Annotated in this window: 28 protein-coding genes; 11 read left to right on the top strand and 17 right to left on the bottom strand. The window is 63.2% G+C overall.

All coding sequences use genetic code 11. The annotated features are described in order from the left end of the window. Positions 1–7: 7 nt before the first annotated feature. The 4 genes from D8Z78_RS10220 to D8Z78_RS10205 all read right to left on the bottom strand — a co-directional run bounded on the left by D8Z78_RS10220 (position 8) and on the right by D8Z78_RS10205 (position 4,284). A complete protein-coding gene (locus D8Z78_RS10220) occupies positions 8–955 on the bottom strand; it encodes a calcium/sodium antiporter (RefSeq protein WP_121630523.1) in 948 nt (315 codons plus the stop codon). 2 nt (positions 956–957) lie between these two features. Next, positions 958–1,146 carry a hypothetical protein gene (locus tag D8Z78_RS10215; RefSeq protein ID WP_121630524.1) on the bottom strand — a complete coding sequence of 63 codons (189 nt, stop codon included), beginning with the start codon at positions 1,144–1,146 and terminating at the stop codon, positions 958–960. A gap of 1 nt (position 1,147) precedes the next feature. Further along, positions 1,148–1,942: a S49 family peptidase gene (locus D8Z78_RS10210; protein WP_121630525.1), complete on the bottom strand. Its 795-nt coding sequence runs from the start codon at positions 1,940–1,942 to the stop codon at positions 1,148–1,150. A 152-nt stretch (positions 1,943–2,094) separates the two neighbouring features. Further along, entirely contained in the window at positions 2,095–4,284 is a 2,190-nt protein-coding gene (locus D8Z78_RS10205) for a primosomal protein N' (protein WP_121630526.1), read from the bottom strand. Positions 4,285–4,377: 93 nt separating this feature from the next. Between D8Z78_RS10205 and fsa the strand changes: the two genes are divergently transcribed. Beyond that, on the top strand, positions 4,378–5,031 hold the full coding sequence (fsa, locus tag D8Z78_RS10200) for a fructose-6-phosphate aldolase (RefSeq protein WP_121630527.1): 654 nt from the start codon (positions 4,378–4,380) through the stop codon (positions 5,029–5,031). Positions 5,032–5,155: 124 nt separating this feature from the next. Beyond that, complete coding sequence (locus tag D8Z78_RS10195) at positions 5,156–5,590, top strand: thiol-disulfide oxidoreductase DCC family protein (protein ID WP_164932941.1); 435 nt, start codon at positions 5,156–5,158, stop codon at positions 5,588–5,590. Between the two features lie 28 nt (positions 5,591–5,618). Here the strand turns inward: D8Z78_RS10195 and D8Z78_RS10190 are convergent, their stop codons facing one another. Together D8Z78_RS10190 and parA are read right to left on the bottom strand one after the other, a co-directional pair. Next, positions 5,619–6,464, bottom strand: coding sequence for a DUF6206 family protein (locus tag D8Z78_RS10190; protein WP_121630529.1), 846 nt, complete (start codon positions 6,462–6,464; stop codon positions 5,619–5,621). Positions 6,465–6,487: 23 nt separating this feature from the next. After that, positions 6,488–7,129: a ParA family partition ATPase gene (parA, locus tag D8Z78_RS10185; protein ID WP_121630530.1), complete on the bottom strand. Its 642-nt coding sequence runs from the start codon at positions 7,127–7,129 to the stop codon at positions 6,488–6,490. A gap of 123 nt (positions 7,130–7,252) precedes the next feature. Between parA and D8Z78_RS10180 the strand changes: the two genes are divergently transcribed. After that, positions 7,253–7,921: a hypothetical protein gene (locus D8Z78_RS10180; protein WP_121630655.1), complete on the top strand. Its 669-nt coding sequence runs from the start codon at positions 7,253–7,255 to the stop codon at positions 7,919–7,921. Positions 7,922–7,989: 68 nt separating this feature from the next. Here D8Z78_RS10180 and D8Z78_RS10175 read toward each other — a convergent pair whose 3' ends face one another. Continuing rightward, positions 7,990–10,281 (bottom strand): right-handed parallel beta-helix repeat-containing protein, encoded by a 2,292-nt coding sequence (locus D8Z78_RS10175; RefSeq protein WP_121630531.1) that lies wholly within the window; start codon positions 10,279–10,281, stop codon positions 7,990–7,992. A 120-nt stretch (positions 10,282–10,401) separates the two neighbouring features. Next, the gene (locus D8Z78_RS10170; RefSeq protein WP_121630532.1) at positions 10,402–10,815 is read right to left on the bottom strand and encodes a DUF4864 domain-containing protein; all 414 of its coding nucleotides are present in this window, start codon (positions 10,813–10,815) and stop codon (positions 10,402–10,404) included. 168 nt (positions 10,816–10,983) lie between these two features. On the opposite strand from D8Z78_RS10170, the gene D8Z78_RS10165 reads away from it, so the two are divergent. Then, complete coding sequence (locus D8Z78_RS10165; RefSeq protein WP_121630533.1) at positions 10,984–11,601, top strand: ImmA/IrrE family metallo-endopeptidase; 618 nt, start codon at positions 10,984–10,986, stop codon at positions 11,599–11,601. A 51-nt stretch (positions 11,602–11,652) separates the two neighbouring features. On the opposite strand, the gene D8Z78_RS10160 is transcribed toward D8Z78_RS10165, so the two are convergent. After that, on the bottom strand, positions 11,653–13,230 hold the full coding sequence (locus tag D8Z78_RS10160; protein WP_121630534.1) for a lysine--tRNA ligase: 1,578 nt from the start codon (positions 13,228–13,230) through the stop codon (positions 11,653–11,655). A 100-nt stretch (positions 13,231–13,330) separates the two neighbouring features. On the opposite strand from D8Z78_RS10160, the gene D8Z78_RS10155 reads away from it, so the two are divergent. Then, a complete protein-coding gene (locus D8Z78_RS10155; protein ID WP_121630535.1) occupies positions 13,331–13,753 on the top strand; it encodes a tellurite resistance TerB family protein in 423 nt (140 codons plus the stop codon). Between the two features lie 201 nt (positions 13,754–13,954). After that, positions 13,955–14,383: a L,D-transpeptidase gene (locus D8Z78_RS10150; RefSeq protein ID WP_121630536.1), complete on the top strand. Its 429-nt coding sequence runs from the start codon at positions 13,955–13,957 to the stop codon at positions 14,381–14,383. Positions 14,384–14,387: 4 nt separating this feature from the next. On the opposite strand, the gene dacB is transcribed toward D8Z78_RS10150, so the two are convergent. The 3 genes from dacB to D8Z78_RS10135 all read right to left on the bottom strand — a co-directional run bounded on the left by dacB (position 14,388) and on the right by D8Z78_RS10135 (position 19,069). Continuing rightward, positions 14,388–15,890 carry a D-alanyl-D-alanine carboxypeptidase/D-alanyl-D-alanine endopeptidase gene (gene dacB / locus D8Z78_RS10145; protein WP_121630537.1) on the bottom strand — a complete coding sequence of 501 codons (1,503 nt, stop codon included), beginning with the start codon at positions 15,888–15,890 and terminating at the stop codon, positions 14,388–14,390. A 56-nt stretch (positions 15,891–15,946) separates the two neighbouring features. Continuing rightward, positions 15,947–16,567, bottom strand: coding sequence for a nicotinate-nucleotide adenylyltransferase (locus D8Z78_RS10140; protein WP_240672078.1), 621 nt, complete (start codon positions 16,565–16,567; stop codon positions 15,947–15,949). 87 nt (positions 16,568–16,654) lie between these two features. Continuing rightward, positions 16,655–19,069 carry a methyl-accepting chemotaxis protein gene (locus D8Z78_RS10135; RefSeq protein WP_164932940.1) on the bottom strand — a complete coding sequence of 805 codons (2,415 nt, stop codon included), beginning with the start codon at positions 19,067–19,069 and terminating at the stop codon, positions 16,655–16,657. A gap of 299 nt (positions 19,070–19,368) precedes the next feature. On the opposite strand from D8Z78_RS10135, the gene ettA reads away from it, so the two are divergent. Then, on the top strand, positions 19,369–21,024 hold the full coding sequence (gene ettA, locus D8Z78_RS10130) for an energy-dependent translational throttle protein EttA (RefSeq protein ID WP_121630539.1): 1,656 nt from the start codon (positions 19,369–19,371) through the stop codon (positions 21,022–21,024). 134 nt (positions 21,025–21,158) lie between these two features. After that, a complete protein-coding gene (locus D8Z78_RS10125; RefSeq protein WP_128910763.1) occupies positions 21,159–21,992 on the top strand; it encodes a hypothetical protein in 834 nt (277 codons plus the stop codon). Positions 21,993–22,027: 35 nt separating this feature from the next. On the opposite strand, the gene D8Z78_RS10120 is transcribed toward D8Z78_RS10125, so the two are convergent. Continuing rightward, positions 22,028–22,501, bottom strand: coding sequence for a DUF2938 family protein (locus tag D8Z78_RS10120; RefSeq protein WP_121630540.1), 474 nt, complete (start codon positions 22,499–22,501; stop codon positions 22,028–22,030). A gap of 217 nt (positions 22,502–22,718) precedes the next feature. Here D8Z78_RS10120 and D8Z78_RS10115 point away from each other — a divergent pair, with 217 nt between their 5' ends. The 3 genes from D8Z78_RS10115 to D8Z78_RS10105 all read left to right on the top strand — a co-directional run bounded on the left by D8Z78_RS10115 (position 22,719) and on the right by D8Z78_RS10105 (position 23,882). Beyond that, positions 22,719–22,925, top strand: coding sequence for a cold-shock protein (locus D8Z78_RS10115; protein ID WP_121630541.1), 207 nt, complete (start codon positions 22,719–22,721; stop codon positions 22,923–22,925). Between the two features lie 237 nt (positions 22,926–23,162). Continuing rightward, positions 23,163–23,369, top strand: coding sequence for a cold-shock protein (locus tag D8Z78_RS10110; protein WP_121630542.1), 207 nt, complete (start codon positions 23,163–23,165; stop codon positions 23,367–23,369). Between the two features lie 84 nt (positions 23,370–23,453). Then, positions 23,454–23,882 (top strand): RbsD/FucU family protein, encoded by a 429-nt coding sequence (locus tag D8Z78_RS10105; RefSeq protein ID WP_121630543.1) that lies wholly within the window; start codon positions 23,454–23,456, stop codon positions 23,880–23,882. A 177-nt stretch (positions 23,883–24,059) separates the two neighbouring features. On the opposite strand, the gene ureG is transcribed toward D8Z78_RS10105, so the two are convergent. The 4 genes from ureG to D8Z78_RS10085 are packed head-to-tail and all read right to left on the bottom strand — an operon-like array spanning position 24,060 to position 26,302. Next, a complete protein-coding gene (gene ureG, locus D8Z78_RS10100) occupies positions 24,060–24,671 on the bottom strand; it encodes an urease accessory protein UreG (RefSeq protein WP_121630544.1) in 612 nt (203 codons plus the stop codon). Beyond that, positions 24,668–25,318 (bottom strand): urease accessory protein UreF, encoded by a 651-nt coding sequence (locus D8Z78_RS10095; protein ID WP_240672077.1) that lies wholly within the window; start codon positions 25,316–25,318, stop codon positions 24,668–24,670. Before D8Z78_RS10095 ends, ureG begins: the two co-directional genes overlap by 4 nt. Beyond that, positions 25,284–25,781: an urease accessory protein UreE gene (locus tag D8Z78_RS10090; RefSeq protein WP_121630545.1), complete on the bottom strand. Its 498-nt coding sequence runs from the start codon at positions 25,779–25,781 to the stop codon at positions 25,284–25,286. Before D8Z78_RS10090 ends, D8Z78_RS10095 begins: the two co-directional genes overlap by 35 nt. 5 nt (positions 25,782–25,786) lie before the next feature. After that, the gene (locus D8Z78_RS10085) at positions 25,787–26,302 is read right to left on the bottom strand and encodes a hypothetical protein (protein WP_121630546.1); all 516 of its coding nucleotides are present in this window, start codon (positions 26,300–26,302) and stop codon (positions 25,787–25,789) included. Between the last annotated feature and the right edge of the window lie 34 nt (positions 26,303–26,336).

The following is a 26,336-nucleotide window of genomic DNA, read 5'->3' as shown; positions in this document are numbered from 1 at the left end:
ACCTCTCCTAGATCAATACGAGGATCACATAGCCCACATAAAGCGTCGACAAGAGCGCGCCCCAGACGCGACCCAGATCGCGCCCGAAATAGACGAAGGGGATCAGGATCAGCGATGCGCCCAGCATGACCCACAGGTCGAATTCAAGGAATTCCGGGTCGACCGGCATCGGTGCGATCAGCGACGCAATGCCGATGATCGCCAGAAGGTTGAAGGTGTTCGAGCCGATCACGTTGCCGATGGCCACATCCGCCTGCTTGCGCAGCGCCGCCATGACCGTCGTCGCCAGTTCCGGCAGCGAGGTGCCCACCGCCACCAGCGTCAGGCCGATCACCGTGTCCGGCACACCATACATCAGCGCGATCTCGCGTGCGCTGTCGACCAGCAGATCGGCGCCCAGCGGCAGGCCGATGAGACCCAGCGCGAGAAACAGGATGATCTTCCACCACGGCATGTCCGGGTCGGCGCCTTCGGGCTCTTCCAACTCGGCATCGGCCTTGCCCGCGCGCCGGTGCGCCAGCGCCTCGCGCAGCTGGGTGAACAGGATCCACGACAGCGCCGCCAGCAGAACAAGCCCCGCCATCCAGTCAAAGACGCCCCGAAAGGCCAGCACGATGAACAGCAGCGTGCCGACGATCATCTGGGCATAGCTCTTGCGGGTGTCGCAGGTGCTGGTGTGCATGACGGTGATCAGCGCCGGGATGCCCAGCACCAGCAGGACGTTGGCGGTGTTCGACCCCACCACGTTGCCCAGCGCGATGCCCGGCACGCCCTCCGTCGCCGCCTTGACCGAGATCAGAAGCTCCGGGGCGGATGTGCCAAAGGCCACGATCGTCAGGCTGACGATCAGCGCCGGAATACCGACGCGCAGCGACAGGTTCACCGCGCCCTTCACCAGCGCATCCCCCGCCAGAAGCAGGATCAGCAGACCGATCACCGCGTAGACAAAGACCATTCCTAGCCCCTCTTGCCGCAGTCACACGGCCCTTTGCCAATCGAATAGCGCCCGCATTTCGGGCATTTGCGCGCATCCAGCGTCTTGCGCTTCATTGCGTTCAGCGCGTCCTTGCCGGGCATGCGCCACTTGCCGAACATGCCCAGCACCGCGATGACCGCGAGAAAAATGAAGACGATCTTTGCAATCACGTCAGAGCCCGAACCGCGCGAATTCCGCGCGTTCCTCGATCTCGCCCAACGCCCCCTGCACCGCCTGCATGCCCAGCCGTGGCAGCAGCGGCTTCTTTGCCTCGAAGCGGCGGAAGCTGACCTTGTCGCCAAATCGCTTCTTCATCATCGGCACCAGATGGCCCACACCATCGGCCAGCCCGACATCGACCGCCGATTGCCCGATCCAGACCTCGCCGGTGAACAGGTCGGGGTCATCCGCCAGCTTGTCGCCACGCCGCGCCTTGATTTGCGCGATGAAGGTCGCGTGCAGCTGTTCCAGCAGGCGGTTCAGCCGCGCCACGTCCTCTTCGGTCTCGGGGCGGAACGGGTCGAGCATGCTTTTCGACTTGCCCGCCGTGTGTACCCGCCGCTCGATCCCCTGCCGTTGCAGCAGCACATGCGCGCCAAAGCCCGAGGAAATCACCCCGATGGACCCAAGGATACTGGACGCATCGCCCCAGATCTCATCCGCCGCCGACGCGATCCAGTACCCGCCAGACGCCGCCACATCCTCGCAGAATGCGTAAACCGGCACGTCCTTCTCTTCGGCCAGCCGTCGGATGCGCGCGCCGATCAGGGAGGACTGCACCGGCGAGCCGCCGGGCGAGTTGATCTCCAGCGCGACGGCATCCGGTTTGCCCTTGAACGCCTTTTCCAGCATCGGCGCCACGGACCGGTCGCTCATGGAACTGCGCCCCGGCGCACCGATGGCCCCTTGCAGGCGCACCACATGCACCCGGGGGCCGCTTTTCAGGAAAGGGATCCAGCGTTTCATGTGCCTGCATGTAGAGGCGCCCCAACGGACAAACAAGCCAAACGCCGAAATTGCGCCGCACCGTGACCTACAAACCCGGCGTCAGGGCTTCTTTGGTCCACAAATACCTCGGGGTGAGGCCGCAGGCCGAGGTGCAGAGCCCCTTTTGCCCGTCAAAAGAAGCTTTGCGGGTCGATGTCGATCTGCAAGCGCAGATCGCCGGTCAGCCGGACCTGCCCTGCCCACTCGGCCAGCGCCGCTTGCAGCGGTGCGCCCTTGTCGGCGCGCACCAGCAGCCGCACCCGGTGGCGCCCGCGCACCCGGGCGATCGGGGCCGGTGCCGGGCCATAGACCACCGCGCCGATGCGGCGCAGCGGCACGTCCTTCTTCGCCAGCACATTGCCAAGGTCAAAGACCTTCTGCACGTCCTCGCCCGACAGGATGATCCCCGCCAGCCGGCCATAGGGCGGCATGCCGGCCACGCGACGCTCATCCGCCTCGACCGACCAGAAGGCCTCTTCATCGCCCGACAGGATGGCGCGGAGCACCGGGTGTTCGGGCTGGAATGTCTGCAACAAGGCCTGCCCCGGCTTGTCCGCCCGCCCCGCGCGCCCGGCGACCTGCCGCATCAATTGAAAGGTCCGCTCTGCCGCGCGCAGGTCGGTGCCTTGCAGGCCCAGATCCGCGTCGATCACGCCCACCAAAGTGAGCTTGGGAAAGTTGTGTCCCTTGGCCACCAGTTGCGTGCCGATGATGATATCGGCCCCGCCCTGCGCAATCGCCTCGATCTGCGCCTTGAGTTCGCGCGCCGTGCCGTAGAGGTCCGAAGACAGCACGGCGATCCGCGCGCCCTCGAACAGGCTGGCCGCCTCTTCGGCAAGGCGTTCGACACCGGGGCCAACCGGAGCCAGCTTGTCCTCGGCTTCGCAATGCGGGCAGACGGTGGGGATCGGTTTGCTCTCACCACATTGGTGACAGACCAGCCGTTTGAGGAAACGGTGCTCGACCATGCGCGCGTCGCAGTGGTCACAGCCGATCTGCTGGCCGCAGGCCCGGCAGACCGTGACCGGCGCATAGCCCCGCCGGTTGAGGAACAGCAAAGCCTGCTCGCCCTTCTCCATCCGCGCCATGACGGCGCGGCGCAGCGTAGGCGAAATCCAGCGCGAGGCGGGCAGGTCCTCGCGCCGCATATCGATGGTACGCATCTCGGGCAGGATCGCGGGGCCATAGCGGCTGGTCAGGGTCAGACGTTTATACTTGCCCGCCTCGGCATTGGCCCAGCTTTCAAGGCTGGGCGTGGCGGTGGCCAGCACCACCTGCGCGCCAAGGATCGACGCGCGCAGCACGGCCATGTCGCGGGCGTTATACATCACGCCCTCTTCCTGTTTGTAGCTGGTATCGTGTTCCTCATCGACAACGATCAAGCCCAGCCGCTGGAACGGCAGAAACAACGCGGAGCGTGCGCCGACGACGACCTGCGCGTGGCCCTCGGCCACCATGCGCCAGACGCGGCGGCGTTCGGTCATGGTGACGCCGGAATGCCACTCGGCGGGGCGCGCGCCGAACCGCGCCTCCAGCCGCAGCAGGAATTCTCCGGACAGGGCGATTTCCGGCAGCAGGACCAGCGCCTGCCGCCCTTGGCGGAGCGCTTCGGCCACGGCTTCGAGATAGACTTCGGTCTTGCCCGAGCCGGTCACGCCCTTCAGCAGGACGGTTTCGTAGTCACCGGCGCGCTGGCCCGCGCGCAACACCTCGGAGGCGGCCGCTTGATCCTCTGTCAGGTCCTTTGCGCCGTATTCGGGGTCGAGCAGCGGAAAGGGCGTGTCGCGCGTGGACTCTTCTTCGCGAATCGCGCCGGAGGCCAGCAGGCCCTTGACCACGGATGTCGTCACCCCGGCCGCCTCGGCCAGTTCCGCCAGTGTCAGGGCAAGCCCACCCATCTCTTCCGAGGCGTCGATCACCCTGCGGCGCGCATCTGTCATCCGGTCGGGCAGGCCCTCGCCCCGGCGATAGACCTTGCGCATCGAAGGCGGATCGCCCAAGCCCGGCGCGCGCGTTGCCAGCCGCAGCATCGCACCGGGGGGCGTCAGCGTATACGCGCCGCATTTGTCCAAAAAGCTGCGCATTTCCGCGCGCATGGGCGGCGCATCCAACACCCGGATCGCGCTGCGCACCTTGGACCGGTCGAAATCGCCCTTCCCTGGCCCCCAGACCACGCCCAGCACCTTGCGCGGCCCCAAAGGCACCTCGACGAAAGCGCCCTCGAAACAGCCACCCTCGGGCGCCTTGTAATCCAGCACACGGTCGATCGGCTGCGTCGTCAACACGCCGATCAAGTCCCCATGTGCATAGAATGACTGCATCGCTGCCCCTGAACTCCGGGCTTTCGGGCGGCCCTTCTTTCAGGTAAGACACGCCGCATCGAATGCCAAGCTGATAGCCCGGAGGCCGCCCCCATGAAATTCTTCGTCGACACTGCCGATATCGATGCAATCCGCGAGCTCAACGATCTGGGCATGGTGGATGGCGTAACCACCAACCCCTCGCTCATCAAGAAGTCGGGTCGCGACATCATGGAAGTGACCAAGGAAATCTGTGATCTGGTCGACGGCCCGGTTTCCGCCGAAGTGACCGCCACCGACGCCGAGACGATGATCGCCGAGGGCCGCAAGCTGGCCGAGATCGCCGACAACATCGCCGTCAAGGTGCCGCTGACCTGGGACGGATTGAAGGCCTGCAAGGTGCTCGCGGACGAGGGCAAGATGGTCAACGTGACGCTGTGTTTCAGCGCCAATCAGGCGCTGCTGGCGGCCAAGGCTGGCGCAACCTTCATCTCGCCCTTCATCGGGCGTCTGGACGACCTGAACGTGGACGGGCTGGAACTGATCGCGGATATCCGCGAGATCTATGACAATTATGGGTTCGAGACGCAGATCCTTGCCGCGTCGATCCGCACCGCCAACCACATGAGCGAATGCGCCAAGATCGGCGCCGACGTGGCCACCGCCCCGCCCGCCGTGATCAAGGGCATGGCGAACCACGTGCTGACCGACAAAGGCCTTGCCGCGTTTGTCGCCGATATCGAAGCGGCAGGCATCAAGATCCTCTGATCCGGGGTTTGAACGGCTTTTGGCAGGGCGGGGTTCATCCCCGCCCTACTTTGTTGCAGCGTGTTTGACATCTGTTTACCCTGCCCTGCTAGGCACGTCCCCGGGGGAAAGGAAAAGGTCGCGCGTGATCGTCATCTTCGATTCCGAATGCGTCTTGTGTTCGCGCTGGGTGCAATTCCTGCTGCGCCATGAGACCCGCCGCGAAACGCGGTTCCTGTCGGCTTGGTCGCCCGAGGGCACGGCGCTCGCCAAGCAGCACGGGATCAGCCAGCGGATGCTGGACCGGACGTTTGTCGTGGTCGACGGGCCGCGGGCCTTGACCCGGTCGGATGCTGCGCTGGCATTGGTGAACACGCTGGAGGCCCCTTGGCACCACCTGCGCAAGCTGCGTTTCGTCCCGCGCCCCTTGCGCGACATGGTCTATGACCTCGTGGCGCGCAATCGATACAAGTGGTTCGGACGCAGGGATTGTTATGTGCCGCCTGCGCAGGATCGCGAAAGGTTCATCCTTGCCTCCAGACCCGCAGCCCCGCCCCGCAAACTGAACAAACGGGTGTGACCGGGGGTAGGATGGGGTTAACCCGATCCTATTTCAGGTTCGGCTCTCCCTGAAGGCCCAAGAGCTTGCGGAACCCGGTCCAGTAGCCCGGCAGGCGCGGCGGCTCTTGCATGCCGGACAGCGCGGCATCCGCCCATGGCGCCATCTCGCGCCTTGCGAAGTCGCGCCCCCAGTCGAGGTAGGCGTGCGCATCGGCAGGCCGCAAGCGACAGGCCGAGCCCACCAGCCCCACCAGCGTCTCTGCCGGATCGTACCATTCGTCCTGAATGCCGGTCACCTTGCGTTTCAAGAGCGGGCCCACGATGCGCATCAGCCGCTTGTCCGAGAAGGTCAGCAACATCTGCCCCATCTCGTCGCGCGAATAGTGGATCAGCGGCGGGAAGGTGTCGAAAAACCGTGCGGTCCCATCGACATAGGCGAAATTCCGGATCGAGGGATGAAAGCCGATACGCCTCTCCTGTCCCTCGGCCCAGTGCCAGAACCGCGCGATCACCGCGCCGGCGGCCTCCATCATCTCAAGGGTCGTATCCAGAGGTTCCGATTGCATCAGCGGGCGCATCAGACGATCCGTCCGCAGGGCCGCCTGCACGATCACCGGCACCCGTATCCCGTCCATGTCCAGCAGGTGAAAATCTGTCTCGGGCAAGCCCACATCCGCTGCGTTCAGCGCCTCGACGTAGTCGTCGTGACAGGTCTTGAGCCGGTCAAGAGCCGCGGCATCGCGCAAGCCGCGATAGACCTTGATGACCCGGTCGGCATACGGCCCGTCTTGCGGCTGGAAGGGCGCGCAGAAATAGCCCAGCTTGGAAATGGTCTGGCCCCGCGCGCTGGCGTCGCGGCGGATCAGGTCGGACAGGGCGGCAAGATCGGTCATCGGCGTCTCCTTCGCGGCGACCCTTAAACCTTTGCCAGCCGGTCCGCCACCTCTGCCGTCAGGGCGATGACCTCGTCGCGGCCCGGCCCCTTGGGCCCCTCGGTCACGCCGCGCCCGCGTCCCATGCTTTCGGCATAGCCGACGCGGTTGGCCAATACGGTGTCCGCCAGTTCCGCGCCCAGACCGCGCGCGGCCTCGGCCACCTCGGCCCCCAGACGCGTGCCCGGACGGGCCCGGTTCAGCACCAGCAGCGCTGCCTTGTTTTCCCGCTCGGCAAGGTCCAGCACGCCCTCGGTGGCCCACAGGTCCACATGCGAGGACGCCACAGGCACCAGCACGAGATCCGCCACCCGCAGCGCCGGGCGCAGGTCGCTATCCGCCTTGGGTGGCGTGTCGACGATGACGATATCATGGCTGGCCACCAACTTGCGGCACTCGTAGGAAATCCCCCAAGCCGAGGACGTGGCGAAATCCATGGCCTCGCACAGCGACGGGTCGTCTTCGAGCCGCATCATGAACCACCGGCCCAGCGAGCCCTGCGGGTCGAGATCGACCAGCGCGACGCTTTGCCCGCGCGCCCGAAAGCCCAAAGCCATGTGCACCGCCAGAGTGGTCTTGCCAGATCCGCCCTTCTGTTGCGCGACAGTAATCACTTGACCGGCCATGAATCGTCCCCCTGCGTCACCCGCGCCACTTTGCACCCGCAGCATGGAACAATCCAGCCCTTCGCCGTGCCTATGACCTTGCTTAACGCGCTCTTAACCTTCTTCGGGCGACATTCGGACATCATGACGCGCATCCTGGCCTTGTTCCTGACGTTTCTCGTCGCCGTTCAGGCGCAGGCGGGAGCATGGCCGCGACAGAAGGGGGCGGGCTTTGCCTCCTCCGCGGTGCGGCTGTCATGGCCCCAGGACGTGTCGACTTGGGTCTCGGCGGAGCCGACCTCGAACTACTATACCACCTATCTCGAATATGGCCTGACCGACCGCCTGACCATCGGCTTCGATCTCGGCCACGCCGTGTCCGGTTCCGGCAAGAAGATCGCCTTCTTCCAGCTGCCCTTGCGCAACAAGGATCGTGGGCCGGTGGTCTCCGGGCAGTTGGGCTTCGGGCAGATTTCCGGCGATTGGGTGCTGCGCCCCGGTGTGTCCTTTGGCTGGGGGCGTCCCAATGGCTGGGTGTCGATCGACAGCGTCGCCGAAATCCACCTTGATCGCGGCACCACCGATTACAAGCTCGACGTCACCTGGGGGCGAAACCTGCCACGCGACCGCAAGTTGATCGTCCAGATCCAGACCGGGGAAACCGCGCTCGACCCGGCCTTCGTGCGCCTCGCGCCGTCGCTCGTGACGCCCCTTGGCCGCAGAAAGCGGGTCAAGCTGGAAACAGGCGCGACCTGGGGCCTGACCGGGGATACGTCCATGGGGCTCAAGATGGGGGTCTGGCTGGACTTCTGAACACGCAATAGGCCGGTCCCCCGCACGGGAACCGGCCACACCGACCACCGGCCAGTGCCTTTGAACGCTTACTTGTCCATCCGCACGACGACCGTCACGTCGCCGACCATCGGCTCGTTCCAGACGAGATGGACCTTGTCCTTTTGCCCGCCCTGTTCGGTCAGGGTGTAGGGCATGTCGAACTTGGAGACGTTCGACGGGTTGCGCGGACGCGAGCGGGTGACGACGCTTTCGACATCCAGCGCGTAGCCCTCGAACGGCAGACGGTAGAGCGTGTCGACTTCCCAGGTCGCGTCATGGCTGTTCTGCGAATGCTGGATTCGCAGCGGGTTTTCCCCGCCCGAGACGATGTTGTGATAGGTGTTGCCCTGAAAATTCACACCGCGCATCCGGGTCAGGTCAAGCGGCGCATAGGTCGTGTCGACGCGCTCGGCGCGGTACATCGTGGCCTGCACGCAGCGGAAGGTGTTGCCCGACACGTTCATGCCGTTGACGAAATGCCCCGAGCCATAGGGCTTGATCACGATATGGCTGAACCACGGCGCAACATTCGACGCCAGCATCACGTTGTTGGTGACCGACAGGCCCGCGAAACCGAAGCCGCCAGTATAGTCCGGTTCCGGCTCGCGCTCGTTCGTCCATTCGATAAAGGCGTTGTCGATGTAGTTGCCGGTGATCTGCGTATTGCAGGCCCGCGTGGTGATCACGATCCCCGCCGAGCGCGTCCCGTTCGAGGCATCGTCCCCTTGGAAGAAGTGGTTGCCGGACAGGATGTTATGCGCGCCACTGATCACCGCGAAATGGCGGAACTGCGAGGCCCGGCAATTGCGGATCTTGACGTCGTTGGCGTTGGTGTTCAGGCCGATGCTGGTGCGGTTCTGGCTCAGCAGGCCGCCTTCGTTCGACAGGAACTGGCAATGGTCGATCAGCATGCCTTGGCAGCCATCGCCGATCGAGGTGATGCCGCGATCACCGGGCCGGTTGAAGACGCAGTTGCGGATGACGTTGATCGCGCCCAGCGGCGGCAGAAGGATGCCGGAGGCGACGGCGTTGCACTGGAACTCGATGCCTTCGAGTTCGAACACGTTGAGACGCTCGAAATTGCTGAGGTCCAGCATGTATTTGAAGCGGGTAAAGGTGTAGGTCTGCCGCCCCACCGCATCGGACAGGGGCTGCGACAGCGTCACCTCCTGCGCCGAGACGTTGACGGACCGCACATAGACCTCGCGCCCGACACCTGCCCCTTCGACAAGGCTGCCGACCTGAATGTTGGCGGCATTGTTCACCTGCGTGAGCTTGCCATCGTTCGAGGCCGAGTAGGTCGCCGCCGAGGTGACGACGTCCTTGTCCCAAGCGGTCGTGCCCTCGGCGCGCAACTGGCCGTTCCGGATCACGCGGCGCTGCGCATAGAACAGCCGATTGGGTACAGCCGCCTGAAGGTCGAGCGGCTCGGTGATCGACACGCGCCGACCCGCCATGTCGAGGCTTTCGTGATCGGCACCGTTCATCAGCGACTGAACGGCCTTCTTGAAGGCAAGCTCCTCGTCGCCGCCGAAGGCATCGATATAAACCGGCAGGCTGAAATCCTTGGTCAGCGACAGGATCGCGTCGGTCGGCATGGTCAGGGTGCCCTCGAACACCACTCGGCTGTTCATGGTCACCGATTGCGCCAGGCGGTAGGTGCCCGCCGACACCAGCACCCGGCGACCGTTCGCGGCATTGTCGGCAGCGACGAAGGCAGCCGTGTCATCGGTCGACCCGTCACCCTTGGCCCCGTAATCGCGCACGTCGACCCAACCCAGCATGTCGCGCAGGAAAACGCCCGTGACGTCCTCGATCTCGATGTCGTCGATGCGGACGACGCCGCCATTGGGGCCGGTCAGATCCAGACCGAAATGGCCATAGATCGGTTCATTGCCCCACACCATATCGACGCCACCACGGTCGCCCGCGCCGACGATGGCCGTGACCTCGACGATCTCACCATAATTCTGGAGCGTGACCTGCGGGCCTGTCAGGTCGATCCCGGTCACCGCGTTGCCACCGGCATTCCCGGCCCAGGCCGCGATACGCACCGTGGGCAGCGCACCGCCTGTGCACTTCACCCGCGCGGTGATGCGCAGATAGCAGCCGGTCGGCAGCGGCGTCTGGCCCATGTAACGCAGCTTTTGCGTGCTGGTGGTCTTTTGGATCTCAAGGCAACCGCCAAAATCCTGATCCGCCGGGACGAACGCCGCCGAGGGCAGGCTTGCATAGGTGTCGGAGCCCGGCGTGCCATCGCCGCGCGACCATTGCCCCAGGGTGTCCACCGCAAACTGCGGCGGCATGAAGACCAATCCGTCGGTAATCGCCTTGTTCATCGAGATCCCTTTCCTCGCATCGGGCCATGTCGCCCCGCTCGGGAAAGGGAAGTATCAACGGAGTCCTAACGCTCTGGAACCGCACCGCGCGCTGCGCGTCGGCGGCGCGCAACACCCCGGTCAGGCTGCGACATCGGGCGCGCGCACCATGGTGACGCCATCGATCCGCCATTCACCATCATAAAAACCCATGCGATAATCCAGAACATGGGTCATGCCCTGCGCATCCTGCACGATGATCCGCTGCATCAGCGCGCCGCGCTCTTCGCGCAGGTCGCCAAAGCGCAAAGATTGCGGCCGCCAGACCATCGGATAACCGCCGCGCACCATCGCGCCGAAATTCTCGGGCGAGCGGAACATCCCCTGAATGCCGGGGCCGGCAAAGGTAAAGGCCCGCCCGAAATCATCCGCTTTGAAAGCCTCGATCTGGTCGCCGATCACGCCTTGGATCGCCGCGCCGTCTTCGGCCGACTGGGCCATGACCGTGCCGGTCATCACCAGTGAAAAAATCAGTGCCAATCCCGTTCTGCGCATGAGCTTCTCCTCTCTCATTTCAGATAGGCCTCGCCCGGCTTAGGTCAAAAGCGTGGCAAATTCTCACATTCAGGGTCTTGAAAGGAATCGCGTGCTAAGCCCGTTCAATCCCGCGCTGCATTGGCGGGAGTGACCAGTTCGATCGCTTGACAATCAGGGACACGCAACATGCCAAGGGCCTATCCGAATTACCCCTACACGGAGCCGGAAACGCCCGGCTACACAGACGGGGAAATCCATTCCATCATAGACGACCTTCTCGCGCAAAACCCGCAAATGTCGCTGAACGACGGCGGGCCGCTCGACTCGCTGTGCCGGGCGTTGAATGTCGACGTGGAATATTCCGACAAGCCGAACGAAATTCTGCTGGACGTGCCGCTGGACCGGCGCGCGGTGATCTGGCTGCCCAAGAACGGCAAGCCCCGCCATGACCGACTGGCCACCGCCTGTGGTATCGGGCATTGGCTGCTGCACGTGCCGCATACGCGCGACGCGCAGCCGGGCAAGGGCATTCAGGCGCTCTACGCCGGCAATGACGACATCGTGCAAGAGGCGCGCCGCTTCGCGTTTGCCCTGCTGATGCCCGCCGACAAGTTCCGCAGCCTCTGGTACGAGGGCCGCGCGCAGCTTTGCGCAGAAACCCTGAACGTCCCGACGCAGGCGGTCTACGATCGGGCGAAGTGGCTGACCCTGACCCATGCCGAGGAATTCGCGCCCCCGCCCGCCTCAGCGCCAGAGGAACCTGCGCGCCCAAGCGGTCGCATCACCGTCGGACGGCGCATCTGACGCAAAAGGGCGCCCGCAACGCGAACGCCCTTTGCAAGTTCGTTGGCTGTATCAGCCCAGTTCGCCGTTCAGGCCTCTTTCGATCAGCGCAACGGTCTCGGCCACGCCATACAGCGCGATGAACCCGCCGAACCTCGGGCCCTGCGACTGGCCAAGCAGCACTTCGTACAGCGCCTTGAACCAATCGCGCAGGTTCTCGAACCCATGGGCCTTGCCCACGGCGAAGACCATGCTTTGCAAGGTTTCATCATCCGTGGCGCCGTCATGGGCGCGCAATTGCTCGGCCAAATCCTCCATCGCGGCACGCTCCTGTGCGTCCGGCGCGCGGAACGTCTTGGTCGGCAGCACGAAGTCCTCGCAATATTTCACCGCATACCCGGCGGCAGCATCCAGATCGGCATGCGTCTCGGCGGTCGCATCGGGCGCGTAGCGGCGGATGAAGCCCCAAAGCGTCTCCTTGTCATGCGCGCCCGCCGCACTGGCTAGGTTCAACAGCATCGAGAACGGCACCACCATCCGGCTTTCGGGCACATCGCCGTTATGGATGTGATAGACCGGGTTGTTCAACTGCGCGGTCAGATCCTGCTTCGGATAGGCCCGCAGCTGCTGATGGTATTCATCCATCGCCTTCGGAATCACGTCGAAATACAACCGCTTGGCCGTCTTCGGCTTGCCGAACATGAAATATGACAGCGACTCGGTCGACGCATAGGTCAGCCATTCGTCGATCGAGATGCCGTTGCCAGAGGACTTCGATATCTTCTGCCCCTGATCGTCAAGGAACAGCTCGTAGGTGAAGTGCTCAGGCGCGCGTGCGCCAAGCGCCCGGCAAATGCCATCATAGATCGGCGTGTTGGTCGAATGGTCCTTGCCGTACATCTCGAAATCGACGCCCAGCGCCGCCCAGCGCGCGCCGAAGTCCGGCTTCCACTGCAGTTTCACGTTGCCCCCCGTCACCGGCAACGTCCATTCGCGCCCGTCCTCGTCGTCAAAGGTGATCTCGCCCTTGGCGGCGTCGACATTCTTCATCAGAACGTACAGCACACGCCCCGTCTCCGGGTGGATCGGCAGGAAAATCGAATAGGTCTGACGGCGCTCTTCGCGCAGCGATTTCAGCATGATCGCCATGACGTCATCATACTTTTCAGCCGCGCGTAGCAGGATCTCGTCGAACTGGCCCGACTTGTAGAACTCGGTCGCCGAGTAGAATTCGTACTCGAACCCGAACGTGTCGAGGAACCGCCGCAACATGGCGTTGTTGTGATGGCCGAACGACTCATGCGTGCCAAAGGGATCGGGCACGGAGGTCAGGGGCTTTTGCAGATGCTCGCGCAGCATGTCCTGCTGCGGCACGTTGCCCGGCACTTTGCGCATGCCGTCCAGATCGTCCGAGAAACAGATCAAGCGCGTCGGAATATCGCTGATCACCTCGAAGGCACGCCGGATCATCGTGGTGCGCAGCACCTCGCCGAACGTCCCGATATGCGGCAGGCCGGACGGGCCGTAACCCGTTTCAAACAGGACGTAACCCTTCTCGGGCGGCTTCTTCTCATAGCGTTTGAGAATCCGGCGCGCTTCTTCGAAAGGCCAGGCCTTTGCACTCATCGCGGCGTCGCGCAGTTCGGACATCTCAAGACACTCCTGTAGGGATGGACGCGCGCTTCCTATTGTGCGCGGGCTCCCGCGTCAATAAATTGCAGCGAATGCCGCAGATGCGAAAGGCCGCAAGATGCAAGACACCGCCCATCCGCTTTCCCCTCAGGACTGCCTCGTGGCCCTGATGATCGCCATTTCTGCCTCGGACGAGAACGTGCGCACCGTGGAACTGGTCAAGATCGATTCGGCGGTAAACATGCTGCCGATCTTTGCGAGTTACGACACCGACCGAGTGCGTGTCGTCTCGGCGCTGGTCATGGACCTGTTCGAGCAGGAAGACGGACTTGACGCGCTGTTTGGCCTGATTCGCGACAACCTGCCGGAACGCTTGTTCGAGACCGCCTACGCACTGGCCTGTGACGTCGCCGCGGCGGATGGCACGCTTCAGGAAACCGAACTGCGCCTGCTCGAAGAGATTCGCTATGAGCTGAACATCGACCGCCTGCACGCCGCCGCGATCGAACGCGGGGCTCGGGCGCGCCACCTGTCGCTGTAATAATCGGCAAAATTGCATGGAAAAAGCGTCCCGCTGGCTGCCGGGATGACCCAAACCCGTGCAATCATTGCAGGATTGTCACAATTCGTGCAGCTCAGGGTCAGGATTCCCGGACTCAAATTTTCAGCATTGGCTAATATTGTTTCAGTAGAAAAACGTCCGCTGCCCTTTTGGACGCAGAACCTACCTGGAGGGACATTAATGAACCGATTTTTGACCAGTGTTCTGGGCGTGGCCGCCCTGTGCCTGATGCCGCTGGCAACGCTCGCCGCGCCGCTGGTGGCCAAGGTGGACATTTCCACCCAGACCATGACCGTGATCTATAACGGCAAGGTGGCGTATAACTGGCCGGTGTCGACGGCCCGGTCGGGCAAGTACACGCCACGCGGCACATGGACGGCGAAGTGGCTGTCGCGGCATCACAAGTCGAGCCTGTATAACAACGCGCCGATGCCCTACTCGATCTTCTTCAACGGGAATTACGCGATCCACGGGACGAATCAGATTAGCCGGCTCGGGCGTCCGGCCTCGGCTGGCTGCGTGCGTCTGCATCCGGAACATGCTGCCGTGCTGTTTCGCCTGACCCAAGAAGTGGGCAAGCAGAACATGCAGGTGGTGATTCAGAACTGACGGTTCACCCGGAATAGAGCGCGCCCCAGCGCTCGATCAGGCCTTGCTGCAGCGTCTTGGCACGAATGTTCCAGGCGCTGCCGCCTTCGGGATTTTCCCGTTCGGCATCCGACAGCTCGGCGCGCCGGTCGTGGTCGGCGGTGAAGATTGCGAAGACCAGTTCGGTCCCGTCGGGCAGATCGATGAAGCCCGCAAGACCACTGACGAAGTTCAATGTCCCGGTCTTGGCATGCACTTTCAGGGGGTGGTCCTCGATGACGCGACGCTTGGCATCGCGCATGGGGAACGCCTTGAGCAGCGGCTTGAGCCCGAGGCGCTTGCGCAGCTTCCCGAGCGCCATCATCATTTCGGCGGCACTGATCCTGCTATCCTCGCCCAGTCCGGAATGGTCGACCAAGGCAATATCGCTCAGGCCAAGCGTCTCGCGCGCCCAGCGGTTCATCTCATCGGCCGAGGCCCTGAGATTGGCAGGCGTCGCGCCCATCCGCGCCCGCGATGCCGTCAAACCAACCACCTCTGCGGTCAGGTTGGTCGACCATTTCAGCATGTCACGCAGGATCACCCGCAAGGGCGCGCTTTCATGCGTCGCCATCAGCCTGCCCTCTGGCAGATCGGTCACAAGCTCCGGCGGAGACAGGGAAATCGCGTAGGCCTTGGCCAAGCTCTGAAACACCTCTCCCGCGTAGAGGACCGGCTTGCGCACCGGCAACCAGCGCGCGCCGCCATCGCCCAATGCGCCTTTTGCGACCGTCCACTCATCGCGGCCCCCGCGATCGACATAGGTGTAAACGGGCAAGCTGCGCGGGACGACCTCCATACGGGCCATGTTGACCGCTGGTCGGTAGGCGGCGGACCGGGCCTCCATCGTGACATCATAGGCCCCGCCCGCGCGACGCCATTCGAAATGCACGCGATTGTAGTTCAGGTTCAGCCCGGACACCGCAGGATTGTAGCCGACATGGTCGGGCTGCAACGGATCGATATCCCGCATTTCCGGCAAGGCACCGCCCCAGACTAGGAAGCGTCCCTTGACGCCGGTCACGCCCGCCTCGGACAGCTTCGCCGCCAATCCCGCCAGCGCGTCCGTATCGAGGGTCGGGTCCCCACCCCCGGCCAGAATCAGGTCCCCCTGCACGACGCCCTCGACCACGCCACCGGTGGCGAGGATACGGGTTTCGAAGTGGAAACCCGGCCCCAGCGTTTCCAGCGCATAGCTGGCGGTCAGCGCCTTGGCGACACTGGCGGGGGGCAGACCGGTCTCGGCACCATGCTCTTCGAGCACGGCGCCGGTGGTCACATCGGACACCGCAAAGCCCACCGTGCCGTTGAGCCGGGCCTTGGCGATCAGTTCGTCGACGGGTGTCTGGCTCAGCTTGAACAGGTCGGCGCCGCGCGCCACGGGCCGCAGCGAGGTCTCCGGTGCCGCAGCGAGGGCCGGACCGACCGAAAGGCCTGCAAGCGCGCCGGCGCCCGCAAGGAAAAAGCGTCTGGAAATACGGTTCGTCATGCTGCGATCTAAGCGAATCCCATGAGCGCGTTCAACAGGACTCTGAGGCATTTTGATCACAACTTCGCAGCCACCCGGGACCAAGCCCCCTCGGCGCGCAAGGCTGTCGAACTGTCGGCCCGCATCGGCATGTTGACAAAGCACCAAGCGGGCGCTTGCGCCCCGCCCAGCGCGGTCGAGGCGCTGGCTGGCAAACGCGCCTTGGAAAAGACCCGGGCCATTTTGGCATTCAGGCCTTTCTGACGATGTCCGGGGCGCGCGACGATACCGATCGGCACGCGCGCAACGATGTCCTGCCAGTCGCGCCACCTGTGGAACTGGGCAAGGTTGTCCGCCCCCATCAGCCAAGTGAAACGCACCTTGGGATGGCGATGCTGCAACGCCCGCAGCGTTTCCGCAGTGTAGCGGGTGCCCTGTCGCTCCTCGAAGGCGCTGACACAGATCGCCGGATGATCGATCAGGGCTGCGGCGGCCTGCATCCGGCGCGACATGGCGGCAGGCGCATCGGGTTTGAGCGGATTGCCGGGACTTACCAGCCAGACCACGCGGTCGAGACCAAAACGCTTCAGCGCCTCAAGCGACAGGTGCAGGTGCCCGGTATGCGGCGGATCGAAGGACCCGCCCAGTAGCCCGACCCGCAGACCGTCAGTTCCGGCCAGACATCGCTCCGTCGTCACGCGGCACCCCCTTGTCGTCCTCCGACAGGCTTAGGCGCTTCGGGGACCGGCATCAAGAACGGGCACCCGAAGGTGCCCGATCCGCGGTCAGAAGTCCTGCCAGAGCGTCGATCCGCCTTTGGCATGGGCAGCAGGGGGCAGCCCACCGATGGCCGCAGCGCCGATGCCTTGGCTGGCTATGGGCTGCGCGTCTGCGCTGTTCCAGCCCAAGTCGGATGTGTCCGCATGCGGGCTGGGCCGGTGGTCCGTGGCCTTGCGGGCCGGAACGGTCGCGCTTGCGTAGGCACCACCGTCCATACGGAAGCGCGCGACCAGCGAACGCAGCCCCGTCGCCTTTTCCCGCAACGCCCGGCCAGAGGCCACGCTTGCGTTGACCATGGCGGCATTCTGCTGGGTCACTTGGTCCAGCATGGCGATGCCGTTGTTGATCTCGGCCAAGCCGGTCGCCTGATCAGATGCCCCAGCTGCGATATCCTTCACCCGGTCGGACACGGAGACGACTTCGCCCAGTATCTTCTCGATCGCCTCTCCCATCTCGGAGACGAGTTGCACGCCATTCGTCACGTTGGCGTTGGAATTGACGATCAGGCTGCGGATCTCGGCGGCACTGTCGGACGAACGCTGGGCCAGCGAGCGCACCTCCGAGGCGACGACCGCGAAGCCCCGGCCGACCTCGCCCGCGCGGGCCGCCTCGACCCCGGCATTCAGCGCCAGCAGGTTGGTCTGAAAGGCGATATCCTCGATGACCTGAATGATCTGGCCGATCTCCTTGGAGGACGACTCGAGCTTGCTCATGGCCTGCACCGCCCGGCTGCGGACCTCTTCGCCGCGCTGCGCCTCGTCACGGGCAACGGAAATCGCCTCGACGATCCGCTGCGCTCCGTCTGCGGTGGAGGTGACGCTCGATGTGATCTCGTCCATGGCGGCGGCGGTCTCTTCGAGGGTCGCGGCTTGGTTCTCCGTCCGCTGCGACAGAGCGTCAGCGCCGTCATTCATGTCGCGAGCATCCGCATCGATGGCCTCCGCGCTGGCGCGCAATTCGCCGATGATCACCCCAAGTGACTGGACTGTTTCATTGAAATAACCGCGCAACGCGTCGTATTCGGCACCCATCTTCTCGTGGATCTGGCAATTCAGATCGCCTTCGGACAGGCGTGCCAATGCGCTGCGCAGCGTCTCGACGACGGTTTCCTGATGCCGGGCCCGCGACTCGCGCTCTTGTTCGGCGGCCTTTGCCTCGGCCAGCCCCGACTTGAAGCTTTCGAGCGCGCGGGCGATGCCCCCAATCTCGTCACCTGTCCGGGCCTGTGGATTGGCCGCGCCGAAATCCCCGTTTGCGATGGCCGTCACCGTGCCCGACAGCGCCGCAATCCGCCCGGTCAGCAGGCGGGCCACCAAGAACGCGACACCCAGCACCACCAGCAGCACGACGACCGACTGGATCAGCAAGCTGTTGAACATTTCAGCCTCGACGGCCATGGCCTCGGCCCTGTCCTGTTCGAGGATGAGATGCCAGTTGGTCCCGTCGATCGGTTCGCTGTGCGAGCGCACCACCGCCACTTCGCCCCGCAGCCCGATGGCATCATCGAGGGAAATTTCGCCGCCCTCGGCCAGCAAGGCCGTAAGATACGGCTTTGGCGGCAGCTTCTGGAACGCCGCATGGCCGCCCTCGAACCGCGCCGGGGTCAGCGCCAGCCTATCGTCGTTCATGACATAGACCTGCCCGGTCTCGCCCAGCAACTCGTTGTCGCCGATCAGGCTTTTCAACCGCGCAGTCGAAGTCTCGAACGCGACGACACCGATGGTGCGCCCTGTCTGGTCGTGGACCGGGGCGCCGACGAAACGCGCCGGAGCGCCCCCCCTTGCCAGATAAGGTTCGAAGGCGGTCGCGACATACGTTCCGTCCTCGGCCCGCAGCGCGTCCCGAAACACCTTGCCCAAGCCCGAAGAGGCGTAGGGGCCGGTGACGAAATTCGTGCCCAGATCGGCTTCGGCAGCGACAGAGTAGACGACATTGCCGGCCAGATCGAACAGGAACACGTCGTAATATCCCCGCGCGTCGAGAAAGCGTTTCATGGTGTTGTGATAGTTGATATGCGTCTGCCGCCAGACCGATGTCGGGTCGGCCAATTCCTCGGCCAGCGTGACGGACTCTGCCGAGGCGATTTCGCGGATACGGTCGCCCGCCCCCTCTCCGATCCGCTCGAACGCCATGGTGAACAGCTTGACCGCCTCGACCACGGTCCGGTCTTCGGCCTTGAGCAGCAGGTCCTCGACCGTCTCCTCTTGCAGGGTTTTCAGCCCGTGGGAATATTGGTGCAGCGTCGACTCGAAGCTTGCCTCACGGCGTTCGTCCAGCGCCTTGCTCGCCTGAAAATAGCTGAACAGCGAAACCGCAACCGCGATGGCCAGCGTCGGGACAGCGATCTGGATGGGCATCTTCCAGTTCAGCGTAAGGCGGCTCCAGAAATTGGTGGAATTGCGCGGGGCAGTTTGGCTCATCTCTCGAGTCTCCGATCCGTTCTCGGCAAGCATTTCTCGTTACTGGCAGCAAGTCATGAACCGGACAGGTTTAGATCAAATTAATCGCAAATCCGATTTTCAGGGGCCAGGCCGTCGCCGGGGCGGCAAAATCCCCTGCCCCCAGCCGCTTGGCCGAAGCGGCAGCCCAACGGATTGCACGACACAGTTTTTCAGGCGGACCAGCGGCCGCTTGCGACGCGGGATGCTGCCGCCCGCCATTGCACGGACGCACCAGACACGATAACCCGCATCAAACGTCTTTTTCCGGGAGCGAAACGATGGCCTCTTACCAGTATGTCTATCACATGGACGGTGTCTCCAAGACCTATCCGGGCGGCAAGAAGTGTTTCGAGAACATCCGCCTCTCCTTCCTGCCGGGGGTCAAGATCGGCGTGGTCGGCGTCAACGGTGCCGGTAAATCCACCCTGCTGCGCATCATGGCCGGCATCGACAAGGATTTCTCCGGCGAGGCCTGGGCCGCCGAGGGCGCGCGCGTCGGCTACCTGCCGCAGGAACCGCATCTGGACGAAAGCCTGAACGTCCGTGAAAACGTCATGCTGGGCGTCGCCGCGAAGAAGGCCAAGCTGGATCGCTTCAACGAACTGGCGATGAACTATTCCGACGAGACCGCCGACGAGATGGCGCAACTGCAGGATCAGATCGACGCCGAGAATCTCTGGGATCTCGACAGCCAGATCGACGTCGCGATGGAGGCCCTGCGATGCCCCCCGGATGATGCGGATGTCGCCACCCTGTCGGGCGGTGAACGCCGCCGCGTCGCGCTGTGCAAGCTGCTGCTGGAAGCGCCCGAGATGCTGCTGCTCGACGAACCGACCAACCACCTCGACGCCGAAACCATCGCATGGCTACAAAATCACCTGATCGAGTACAAGGGCACGATCCTCTGCGTCACGCACGACCGCTACTTCCTTGACGACATCACCGGCTGGATTCTGGAATTGGACCGCGGCCGCGGCATTCCCTACGAGGGCAACTATTCCGCGTGGCTCGAACAAAAGGCCCAGCGACTGGCGCAGGAAGCGCGCGAGGACAAGGCCAAGCAAAAGACGCTGGAACGCGAACTGGAATGGATGCGGCAGGGGGCCAAGGCGCGCCAGTCGAAATCCAAGGCACGTATCGCCGCCTACAACGAGATGGCGGGCCAGTCCGAGCGCGAAAAGCTGGGCCGCGCCCAGATCATCATCCCCAACGGCCCCCGCCTTGGTGCCAAGGTGATCGAGGTCGAGGGCCTGAAAAAAGCCATGGGCGACAAGCTGTTGATCGAGGGGCTGGACTTCTCTCTGCCCCCCGGTGGCATCGTCGGTGTGATCGGCCCGAACGGCGCGGGCAAATCCACGCTCTTCAAGATGCTGACCGGTCAGGAACAGCCTGACGAGGGCACGGTGGACTTCGGCGACACGGTGAAACTCTCCTATGTCGACCAGTCCCGCGACGATCTGGACCCGAACGCCACGGTGTGGGAGGCGATCTCTGGCGGGGCCGAGATCATCAAGCTGGGCGACGCCGAGCAGAACTCCCGCGCCTATTGCGGCGCCTTCAACTTCAAGGGCGGCGACCAGCAGAAGAAGGTCGGCCTGCTGTCAGGCGGCGAACGCAACCGCGTCCACATGGCGCGCCTGCTGAAGGAGGGCGGCAACGTCATCCTGCTCGACGAACCGACCAACGATCTGGATGTCGAGACCCTCCGCGCCTTGGAAGACGCTTTGGTGGATTTCGCCGGCTGCGCGGTGGTGATCTCTCACGACCGTTTCTTCCTCGACCGCATCTGCACGCATATCCTTGCGTTTGAGGGCGAGGCACACGTAGAGTGGTTCGAAGGCAACTTCGCCGACTACGAAGAGGACAAGAAACGTCGGCTGGGAGCAGATGCGCTGGAGCCGAAGCGGGTGAAGTTCAAGAAATTTGTGAGGTAGCCGATTTGCTAGGGTGGCAGACTTTAACGATTTATGCAGTTTTAGTTTTCGCCCTATCATTTCTACTGGGCCACTGGACCAGTAATTCAGCAAAGTGGGATAGGGTCGACCTTTTATATATTCCCTTGGCGGCGATGGGCATCTTGCTCATATCCTACAATCCGGCACCGTTTGACGAGGAGAAGGTCAAGCAACTCGCTGAACGCCGAGCCCAAGAAGCATTCCGAAATAGTGCAACTATTTCGGTTAGTGCCGACGCGGGTGAAATCTCGTTTCCTGTGGAACTCAGAAAATCCTTAGGTAGCCTACTAAGAACTGTAGAAGAGGCGAATGCACTCTGCCCATCTGCAAGGGTGTCCCAGTACTGTCGAGCGACAGCTGAAATGGTGCAGTATACGAGCAAGGTGAGCCCTGTTTTTGACCAACAATTTGAAAATGATGGCGATGCGGCCACTGCAGTCTGCAGGGGTTTCTCTCAAGAAGTCGGAAAGATGATAGAGGCCGGTGGAGTAATTGGCTTCATGGCACGTGACATGAGGCGCGAAATCGCAAAAAATTCAAATCGATACACGAGCCGAGCAGACTCCATAGTTGTACGCGAACAAATTCGAAGTTTCAGAGATAGACAACTGAGATCTTGGACTCGCCACACAACCTCTGAAGAATACGAGAAGATCGGAGCTTACATCGGAACAGCCGCAGAGCATATGCAGAGTTTTTATTATTCTTCGTTTGTTTGCACTTTCCTGAAACCAGTTAAGCCACACACATTCAACCCAGACAGCTACGCTCCAAGAATGACCTCGGAGCAAAAGAAGTATGTTGCGAATCTGATCGCAAGGGACAAATCACGCGCAGAGAGGGCGCAGAGGATTGTTGACTTTCGAGATAACCTCTGGAAATTTATTCTACTTTTTGCACTGGCGCTAAAGTTTGGCGCGGCACGCGCAAAGACACGACATTTATAGAGGGTGTCGCGCAGGAAGGCGGTGTTCTTCTTGCATCACCCCACCAACGCCACTACCCACATCCCGAACCCAAACACCGTATGGGCGACCAAGCCCATGCCCCGCGCCTTCCACGGCTTATCGACCTTGGACAAGGCCCAGCCCAGCCCCAGTCCCGGGTGCAGCAGGAACCAGCCGCCCGAGATCGTCACGATCCCCCACAGCCACGCTTGCCAGAACGTCGGGTCTCCGAACCACGCGCGCCCGACGATCAGCGCGAACACCACGCCATAGACCACACCCACAAAATAGTGGAACGCCCAGCCCAAGGCGACTTCGCCCCGCACCGGGGTCGCCGCGGCGATATCGTCGTGGAACACCCGCCCCCGGAACAACCAGCCGACCCAGCGCCCGACGTTGCCCCAGTTCGGCAAGCCCTGCCCGAACACCCGGTTCAAGACCAAAGCCCACAGGTCCATCGCCACCGTCCCGCCGATCCCGATCAGCACGCCTGCCCAGATCAAACCCATCGTCCCCTCCCGTTTTGAGTCAACCTGTCCGGAAACAACCGACAACGCAAACACGATTATCCTTGTGCCGACTCGGCACACCTGTCATGTGCGGGGGGCTACAGTTACCAGACTCGCTTTCCTGTCTCCCTCATACGGCGACAGAGCACCGGATTTGCTCTGACCTACGCCGACCCGCAGCACTTCCGCGTGCGGATATTTGACAGGAGACATCACGATGGCTAACGGCACCGTGAAATGGTTCAACAGCACCAAAGGCTTCGGCTTCATTCAACCGGAATCGGGCGGCAAGGACGTGTTCGTGCACATCTCTGCAGTCGAGCGTTCCGGCCTGACCGGCCTCGCCGACAACCAGAAAGTCAGCTACGAGCTGCAGACCGGCCGTGACGGCAAAGAGTCCGCAGGCAACCTCGAACTGCTCTAAGCAGCGCCTGACATGACCGGACCGGGCGGCCTCCGCCCGGCCAAACCTGCGCGATCTTCATACAACGTTAACGCAATCGTTCTTGCCCAGAATCACGCAATCTGCGATACGGGATGCGCTAAAGTTACCACTATCGCCTACCTGTCTCCCTCATCCGGCGACAGAGCAACCGATACTGCTCTGACCTACGCCGAGCCGCTGCACTCCCGCGAGCGGTAATTTACAGGAGACTCCACGATGGCCACTGGCACCGTGAAATGGTTCAACACCACCAAAGGCTACGGCTTCATTCAACCCGACGCAGGCGGCAAGGACGTGTTCGTCCACATCTCCGCCGTGGAACGTTCGGGTCTGACCGGCCTCGCCGACAACCAGAAAATCCAGTACGAACTGCGTGAAGGCCGCGACGGCAAGGTCTCCGCTTCGGATCTGGAACTGCTCTGAGCGGTTTCCGGGTGGGGCCTCGGCCCCGCCCACCCTCTTGCGCTGAACGCAAGAAACGTCTCTCCTGCCGCGCAGGAGGACACCATGCTACGAAACATCCCATCCATTCTCTCGCCCGACCTGCTCTGGACGCTGCGCGCCATGGGGCACGGCGATGAAATCGTCATTGGCGACGCGAATTTCCCGGCGACGTCCATGTGTTCGCGCGCCCACAGACTGGACGGGATCACCGCGACGGATGCGCTCGATGCGATCTTGACGCTCATGCCGCTCGACAGCTTTGTGCCCGACCCGGCCTTGGTCATGCAGGTGGTGGGCGATCCGAGCGCCACGCCGGAAATCGTCACACAGTTCCAGAAAATCATCGACGACACAGCCGACCATCCCGCCCCAATTGCCAGCCTCGAACGCTTTGCCTTTTACGACCGGGCGCGCACGTGTTTTGCCGCCGTGCAAACCGGGGAATCGCGACTGTATGGGAACATCATCCTCAAGAAAGGCGTGATCGGGTAAGGCATACCGGACCCGTCCGGAATACCAGACTGCCCGGTTCAGTTTAGCGATGGCACGCTGGGGTCAAAGGAGAAAGCCCATGACACCCCAGCGCAAGATCCACACCGCCGCCCCCAAGACCCCGCAGCCCGGCACGCGCAAGCCGCAAAGCTGGCGCTTTACCGATTGGGCGGCGTTCTAAAGCCCGTTCATCTCGATCAGGCGGGACACGATCTGATCGACCCCCTCACCATGGCGCAGAGCGGCAAACTGGAATGGCCGCCCGTCGCGCACCCGCGTTGCGTCCCGGTCCATCACGTCAAGATTCGACCCGACATAAGGCGCAAGGTCCGTCTTGTTGATGACCAGCAGGTCCGACCGCGTGATCGCTGGCCCTCCCTTGCGGGGGATTTCCTCACCGGCTGCCACGTCGATCACGTAGACGGTGAAATCGGCCAGTTCCGGCGAGAACGTCGCCGACAGGTTGTCGCCACCACTCTCGATCAGGACGATCTCGACCTCGGGATGCCGCTCGACCATCTCGGCCACAGCCGCCAGATTGATCGAAGCATCCTCGCGGATCGCCGTATGCGGGCAGCCACCGGTTTCCACGCCAATCACCCGATCCTGCGGCAGAATTTGCATGCGCATCAGCGCCTCGGCATCCTCTTGCGTGTAGATGTCGTTGGTGATCACCCCGATCGAGTATTTGTCCTTTAGCCGTTCGGCCAGCCGCGCGGTCAGGGTCGTCTTGCCCGCGCCGACAGGGCCGCCAATGCCCACACGCAGCGGGCCGTTCATCTTGGTCATGATTGGAAAAGCCTCGGTTCCAGTGTTTCGTGTTGCATCGCCGCGATGTCCGAAAGGAAGGCATTCGACCACGGCTCTGCGCCCTCGGCAGCGACCGCCACGCGCTGGCAGACCGGCGTCAACCCGGCCAGAACCGCCTGTGCTGCCGTCTGTCCCAAGGGCATCAGCCGTTGTGCGACCTGTACCAGGTTGCCCACAAACCCATGCAGGTAAAGCGCCGCGACCGTCTCTGCCTCCATCTGCATCAAGTGGGCCGCGCGCCCCAAGGCGACCGGCAACAGCATGTCGGGCAGGTCCAGCCCCCAGACCTCCCGCGTGACCCGGGCAAAGGCTGCGCCCTGCCGTTCCGCTTCGCGCAGGCGTTCGAAAGACGGCTGGAAGGCGCGCGCCAAGGCGTCGACCTCAACCGCGTCGCCATGAAACGCCCGCCAGATCCAGATCGCATCAATCCGGCCCGACCCCTGTTCCAGCACGTCGGTCAGCCAGTCGCGCAGGCTGTCGGCATCCGACACCCAGCCCCGCGCCACGGCGGCCTCAAGCCCGTGCGAATAGCTGAACGCGCCCACCGGATAGGACGGCGACAGCCATTGCGTCAGGGTCAGCAGGCGCGCGTCAATGGGCATGGTCGTGCGCGTGCTCGTGCGCATGGGCCGAAGCCCCGTGCTCGTGCGAATGGGTGCGGCCATGGCCGTAGGCGCCGCCCTCGGGGGTAAATGCGCGATCTGCTTCGATAATCTGCGCATCCAGATGTTCCAGCATGTGCCGGATCACCGGGTCGCGCTGAATCAGCAGATGGTCCGCCTCGATCTGGCAGGGCGTGTGACGGTTGCCGATATGCCAGGCCAGCCGCGCAAGGTTCGTCCCGCGCACTTCCAGCACCGCCTCCGCCGCCGCGACGATCTCGACCAGACGCCCGTCGCCCAGTTCCAGAGCATCCCCGGCATCCAGCGATGTCGTCTTGTCCAGATCGACCACGAATGCCTCGCCCGAGGCCGCGACCAGACGCTTGCGCCGCAGGAACCGTCCTTCGTAGTCCAGCGTCACGCTGTCGGCCGCGCCGGTCCAGTGACCCTTGCGATGCAGAACCTGCGCCACGGGCAGAGTTGTCATGCGCCTTACTCCTTGATCTTGTAGGTGTATTCGTCTTTGGACCCGTCGAATTCCGACCCGACCCAAAGCGAGATGCCCAGTTCTGGCAGGTACTCCATGAAGTCCTTGCCGGTGGATTGCCCATCCTCGAAATACTCGATGGTCGAAGGCAGCGCGATGAAGGGGCATCCGCCGTAATCGCGCGTCTCGAAATCGCCAAAGACATGCAGTTGCTGCTCGGGCACCACGCCGAAATCATCGCTGCGCACCACGTCAAAGCGGTGCTCGGCCAGCGGTTCGGGATCAGGCAGGTCGGCCGCGGCGCCGGGATAGGCATAGGTCATGCGGCTGTCCGGCTGCAAACTGCCGTCAGCATCATAGGTCACCGATTGGACCCAGTAATAGCCTTTGACGTAGAGGGATTTGGACACTTCCCCGCCACCGTCTGCGCTTTCATAGGCGGATTCGATCACCGTCGGGCTGATACGGGTGAAGGTCTCGGTGTCGGCGTCATTGACAGTAAAGGCGATGCCTCGATCCAAGGAAACTGCCGTCGGGCAAGCTGCGTGGGTGGCA

Origin of the sequence: Tropicibacter alexandrii, from assembly GCF_003667315.2 — a bacterium.
In the GTDB taxonomy this organism is placed as follows: domain Bacteria; phylum Pseudomonadota; class Alphaproteobacteria; order Rhodobacterales; family Rhodobacteraceae; genus Tropicibacter; species Tropicibacter alexandrii.
The sequence above is the reverse complement of the archived record's forward strand: the minus strand, read 5'-3'. Positions and strand labels throughout refer to the sequence as shown.

Excerpts from the sequence above, each read along its gene's own strand:
- D8Z78_RS10220 (WP_121630523.1), bottom strand. The coding sequence starts at position 955 with ATGGTCTTTGTCTACGCGGTGATCGGTCTGCTGATCCTGCTTCTGGCG.
- D8Z78_RS10210 (WP_121630525.1), bottom strand. The coding sequence starts at position 1,942 with ATGAAACGCTGGATCCCTTTCCTGAAAAGCGGCCCCCGGGTGCATGTG.
- D8Z78_RS10205 (WP_121630526.1), bottom strand. The coding sequence starts at position 4,284 with ATGCAGTCATTCTATGCACATGGGGACTTGATCGGCGTGTTGACGACG.
- fsa (WP_121630527.1), top strand. The coding sequence starts at position 4,378 with ATGAAATTCTTCGTCGACACTGCCGATATCGATGCAATCCGCGAGCTC.
- D8Z78_RS10190 (WP_121630529.1), bottom strand. The coding sequence starts at position 6,464 with ATGACCGATCTTGCCGCCCTGTCCGACCTGATCCGCCGCGACGCCAGC.
- parA (WP_121630530.1), bottom strand. The coding sequence starts at position 7,129 with ATGGCCGGTCAAGTGATTACTGTCGCGCAACAGAAGGGCGGATCTGGC.
- D8Z78_RS10180 (WP_121630655.1), top strand. The coding sequence starts at position 7,253 with ATGACGCGCATCCTGGCCTTGTTCCTGACGTTTCTCGTCGCCGTTCAG.
- D8Z78_RS10175 (WP_121630531.1), bottom strand. The coding sequence starts at position 10,281 with ATGAACAAGGCGATTACCGACGGATTGGTCTTCATGCCGCCGCAGTTT.
- D8Z78_RS10170 (WP_121630532.1), bottom strand. The coding sequence starts at position 10,815 with ATGCGCAGAACGGGATTGGCACTGATTTTTTCACTGGTGATGACCGGC.
- D8Z78_RS10165 (WP_121630533.1), top strand. The coding sequence starts at position 10,984 with ATGCCAAGGGCCTATCCGAATTACCCCTACACGGAGCCGGAAACGCCC.
- D8Z78_RS10160 (WP_121630534.1), bottom strand. The coding sequence starts at position 13,230 with ATGTCCGAACTGCGCGACGCCGCGATGAGTGCAAAGGCCTGGCCTTTC.
- D8Z78_RS10155 (WP_121630535.1), top strand. The coding sequence starts at position 13,331 with ATGCAAGACACCGCCCATCCGCTTTCCCCTCAGGACTGCCTCGTGGCC.
- D8Z78_RS10150 (WP_121630536.1), top strand. The coding sequence starts at position 13,955 with ATGAACCGATTTTTGACCAGTGTTCTGGGCGTGGCCGCCCTGTGCCTG.
- dacB (WP_121630537.1), bottom strand. The coding sequence starts at position 15,890 with ATGACGAACCGTATTTCCAGACGCTTTTTCCTTGCGGGCGCCGGCGCG.
- D8Z78_RS10135 (WP_164932940.1), bottom strand. The coding sequence starts at position 19,069 with ATGAGCCAAACTGCCCCGCGCAATTCCACCAATTTCTGGAGCCGCCTT.
- ettA (WP_121630539.1), top strand. The coding sequence starts at position 19,369 with ATGGCCTCTTACCAGTATGTCTATCACATGGACGGTGTCTCCAAGACC.
- D8Z78_RS10125 (WP_128910763.1), top strand. The coding sequence starts at position 21,159 with ATGGGCATCTTGCTCATATCCTACAATCCGGCACCGTTTGACGAGGAG.
- D8Z78_RS10120 (WP_121630540.1), bottom strand. The coding sequence starts at position 22,501 with ATGGGTTTGATCTGGGCAGGCGTGCTGATCGGGATCGGCGGGACGGTG.
- D8Z78_RS10115 (WP_121630541.1), top strand. The coding sequence starts at position 22,719 with ATGGCTAACGGCACCGTGAAATGGTTCAACAGCACCAAAGGCTTCGGC.
- D8Z78_RS10110 (WP_121630542.1), top strand. The coding sequence starts at position 23,163 with ATGGCCACTGGCACCGTGAAATGGTTCAACACCACCAAAGGCTACGGC.
- D8Z78_RS10105 (WP_121630543.1), top strand. The coding sequence starts at position 23,454 with ATGCTACGAAACATCCCATCCATTCTCTCGCCCGACCTGCTCTGGACG.
- ureG (WP_121630544.1), bottom strand. The coding sequence starts at position 24,671 with ATGACCAAGATGAACGGCCCGCTGCGTGTGGGCATTGGCGGCCCTGTC.
- D8Z78_RS10095 (WP_240672077.1), bottom strand. The coding sequence starts at position 25,318 with ATGCGCACGAGCACGCGCACGACCATGCCCATTGACGCGCGCCTGCTG.
- D8Z78_RS10090 (WP_121630545.1), bottom strand. The coding sequence starts at position 25,781 with ATGACAACTCTGCCCGTGGCGCAGGTTCTGCATCGCAAGGGTCACTGG.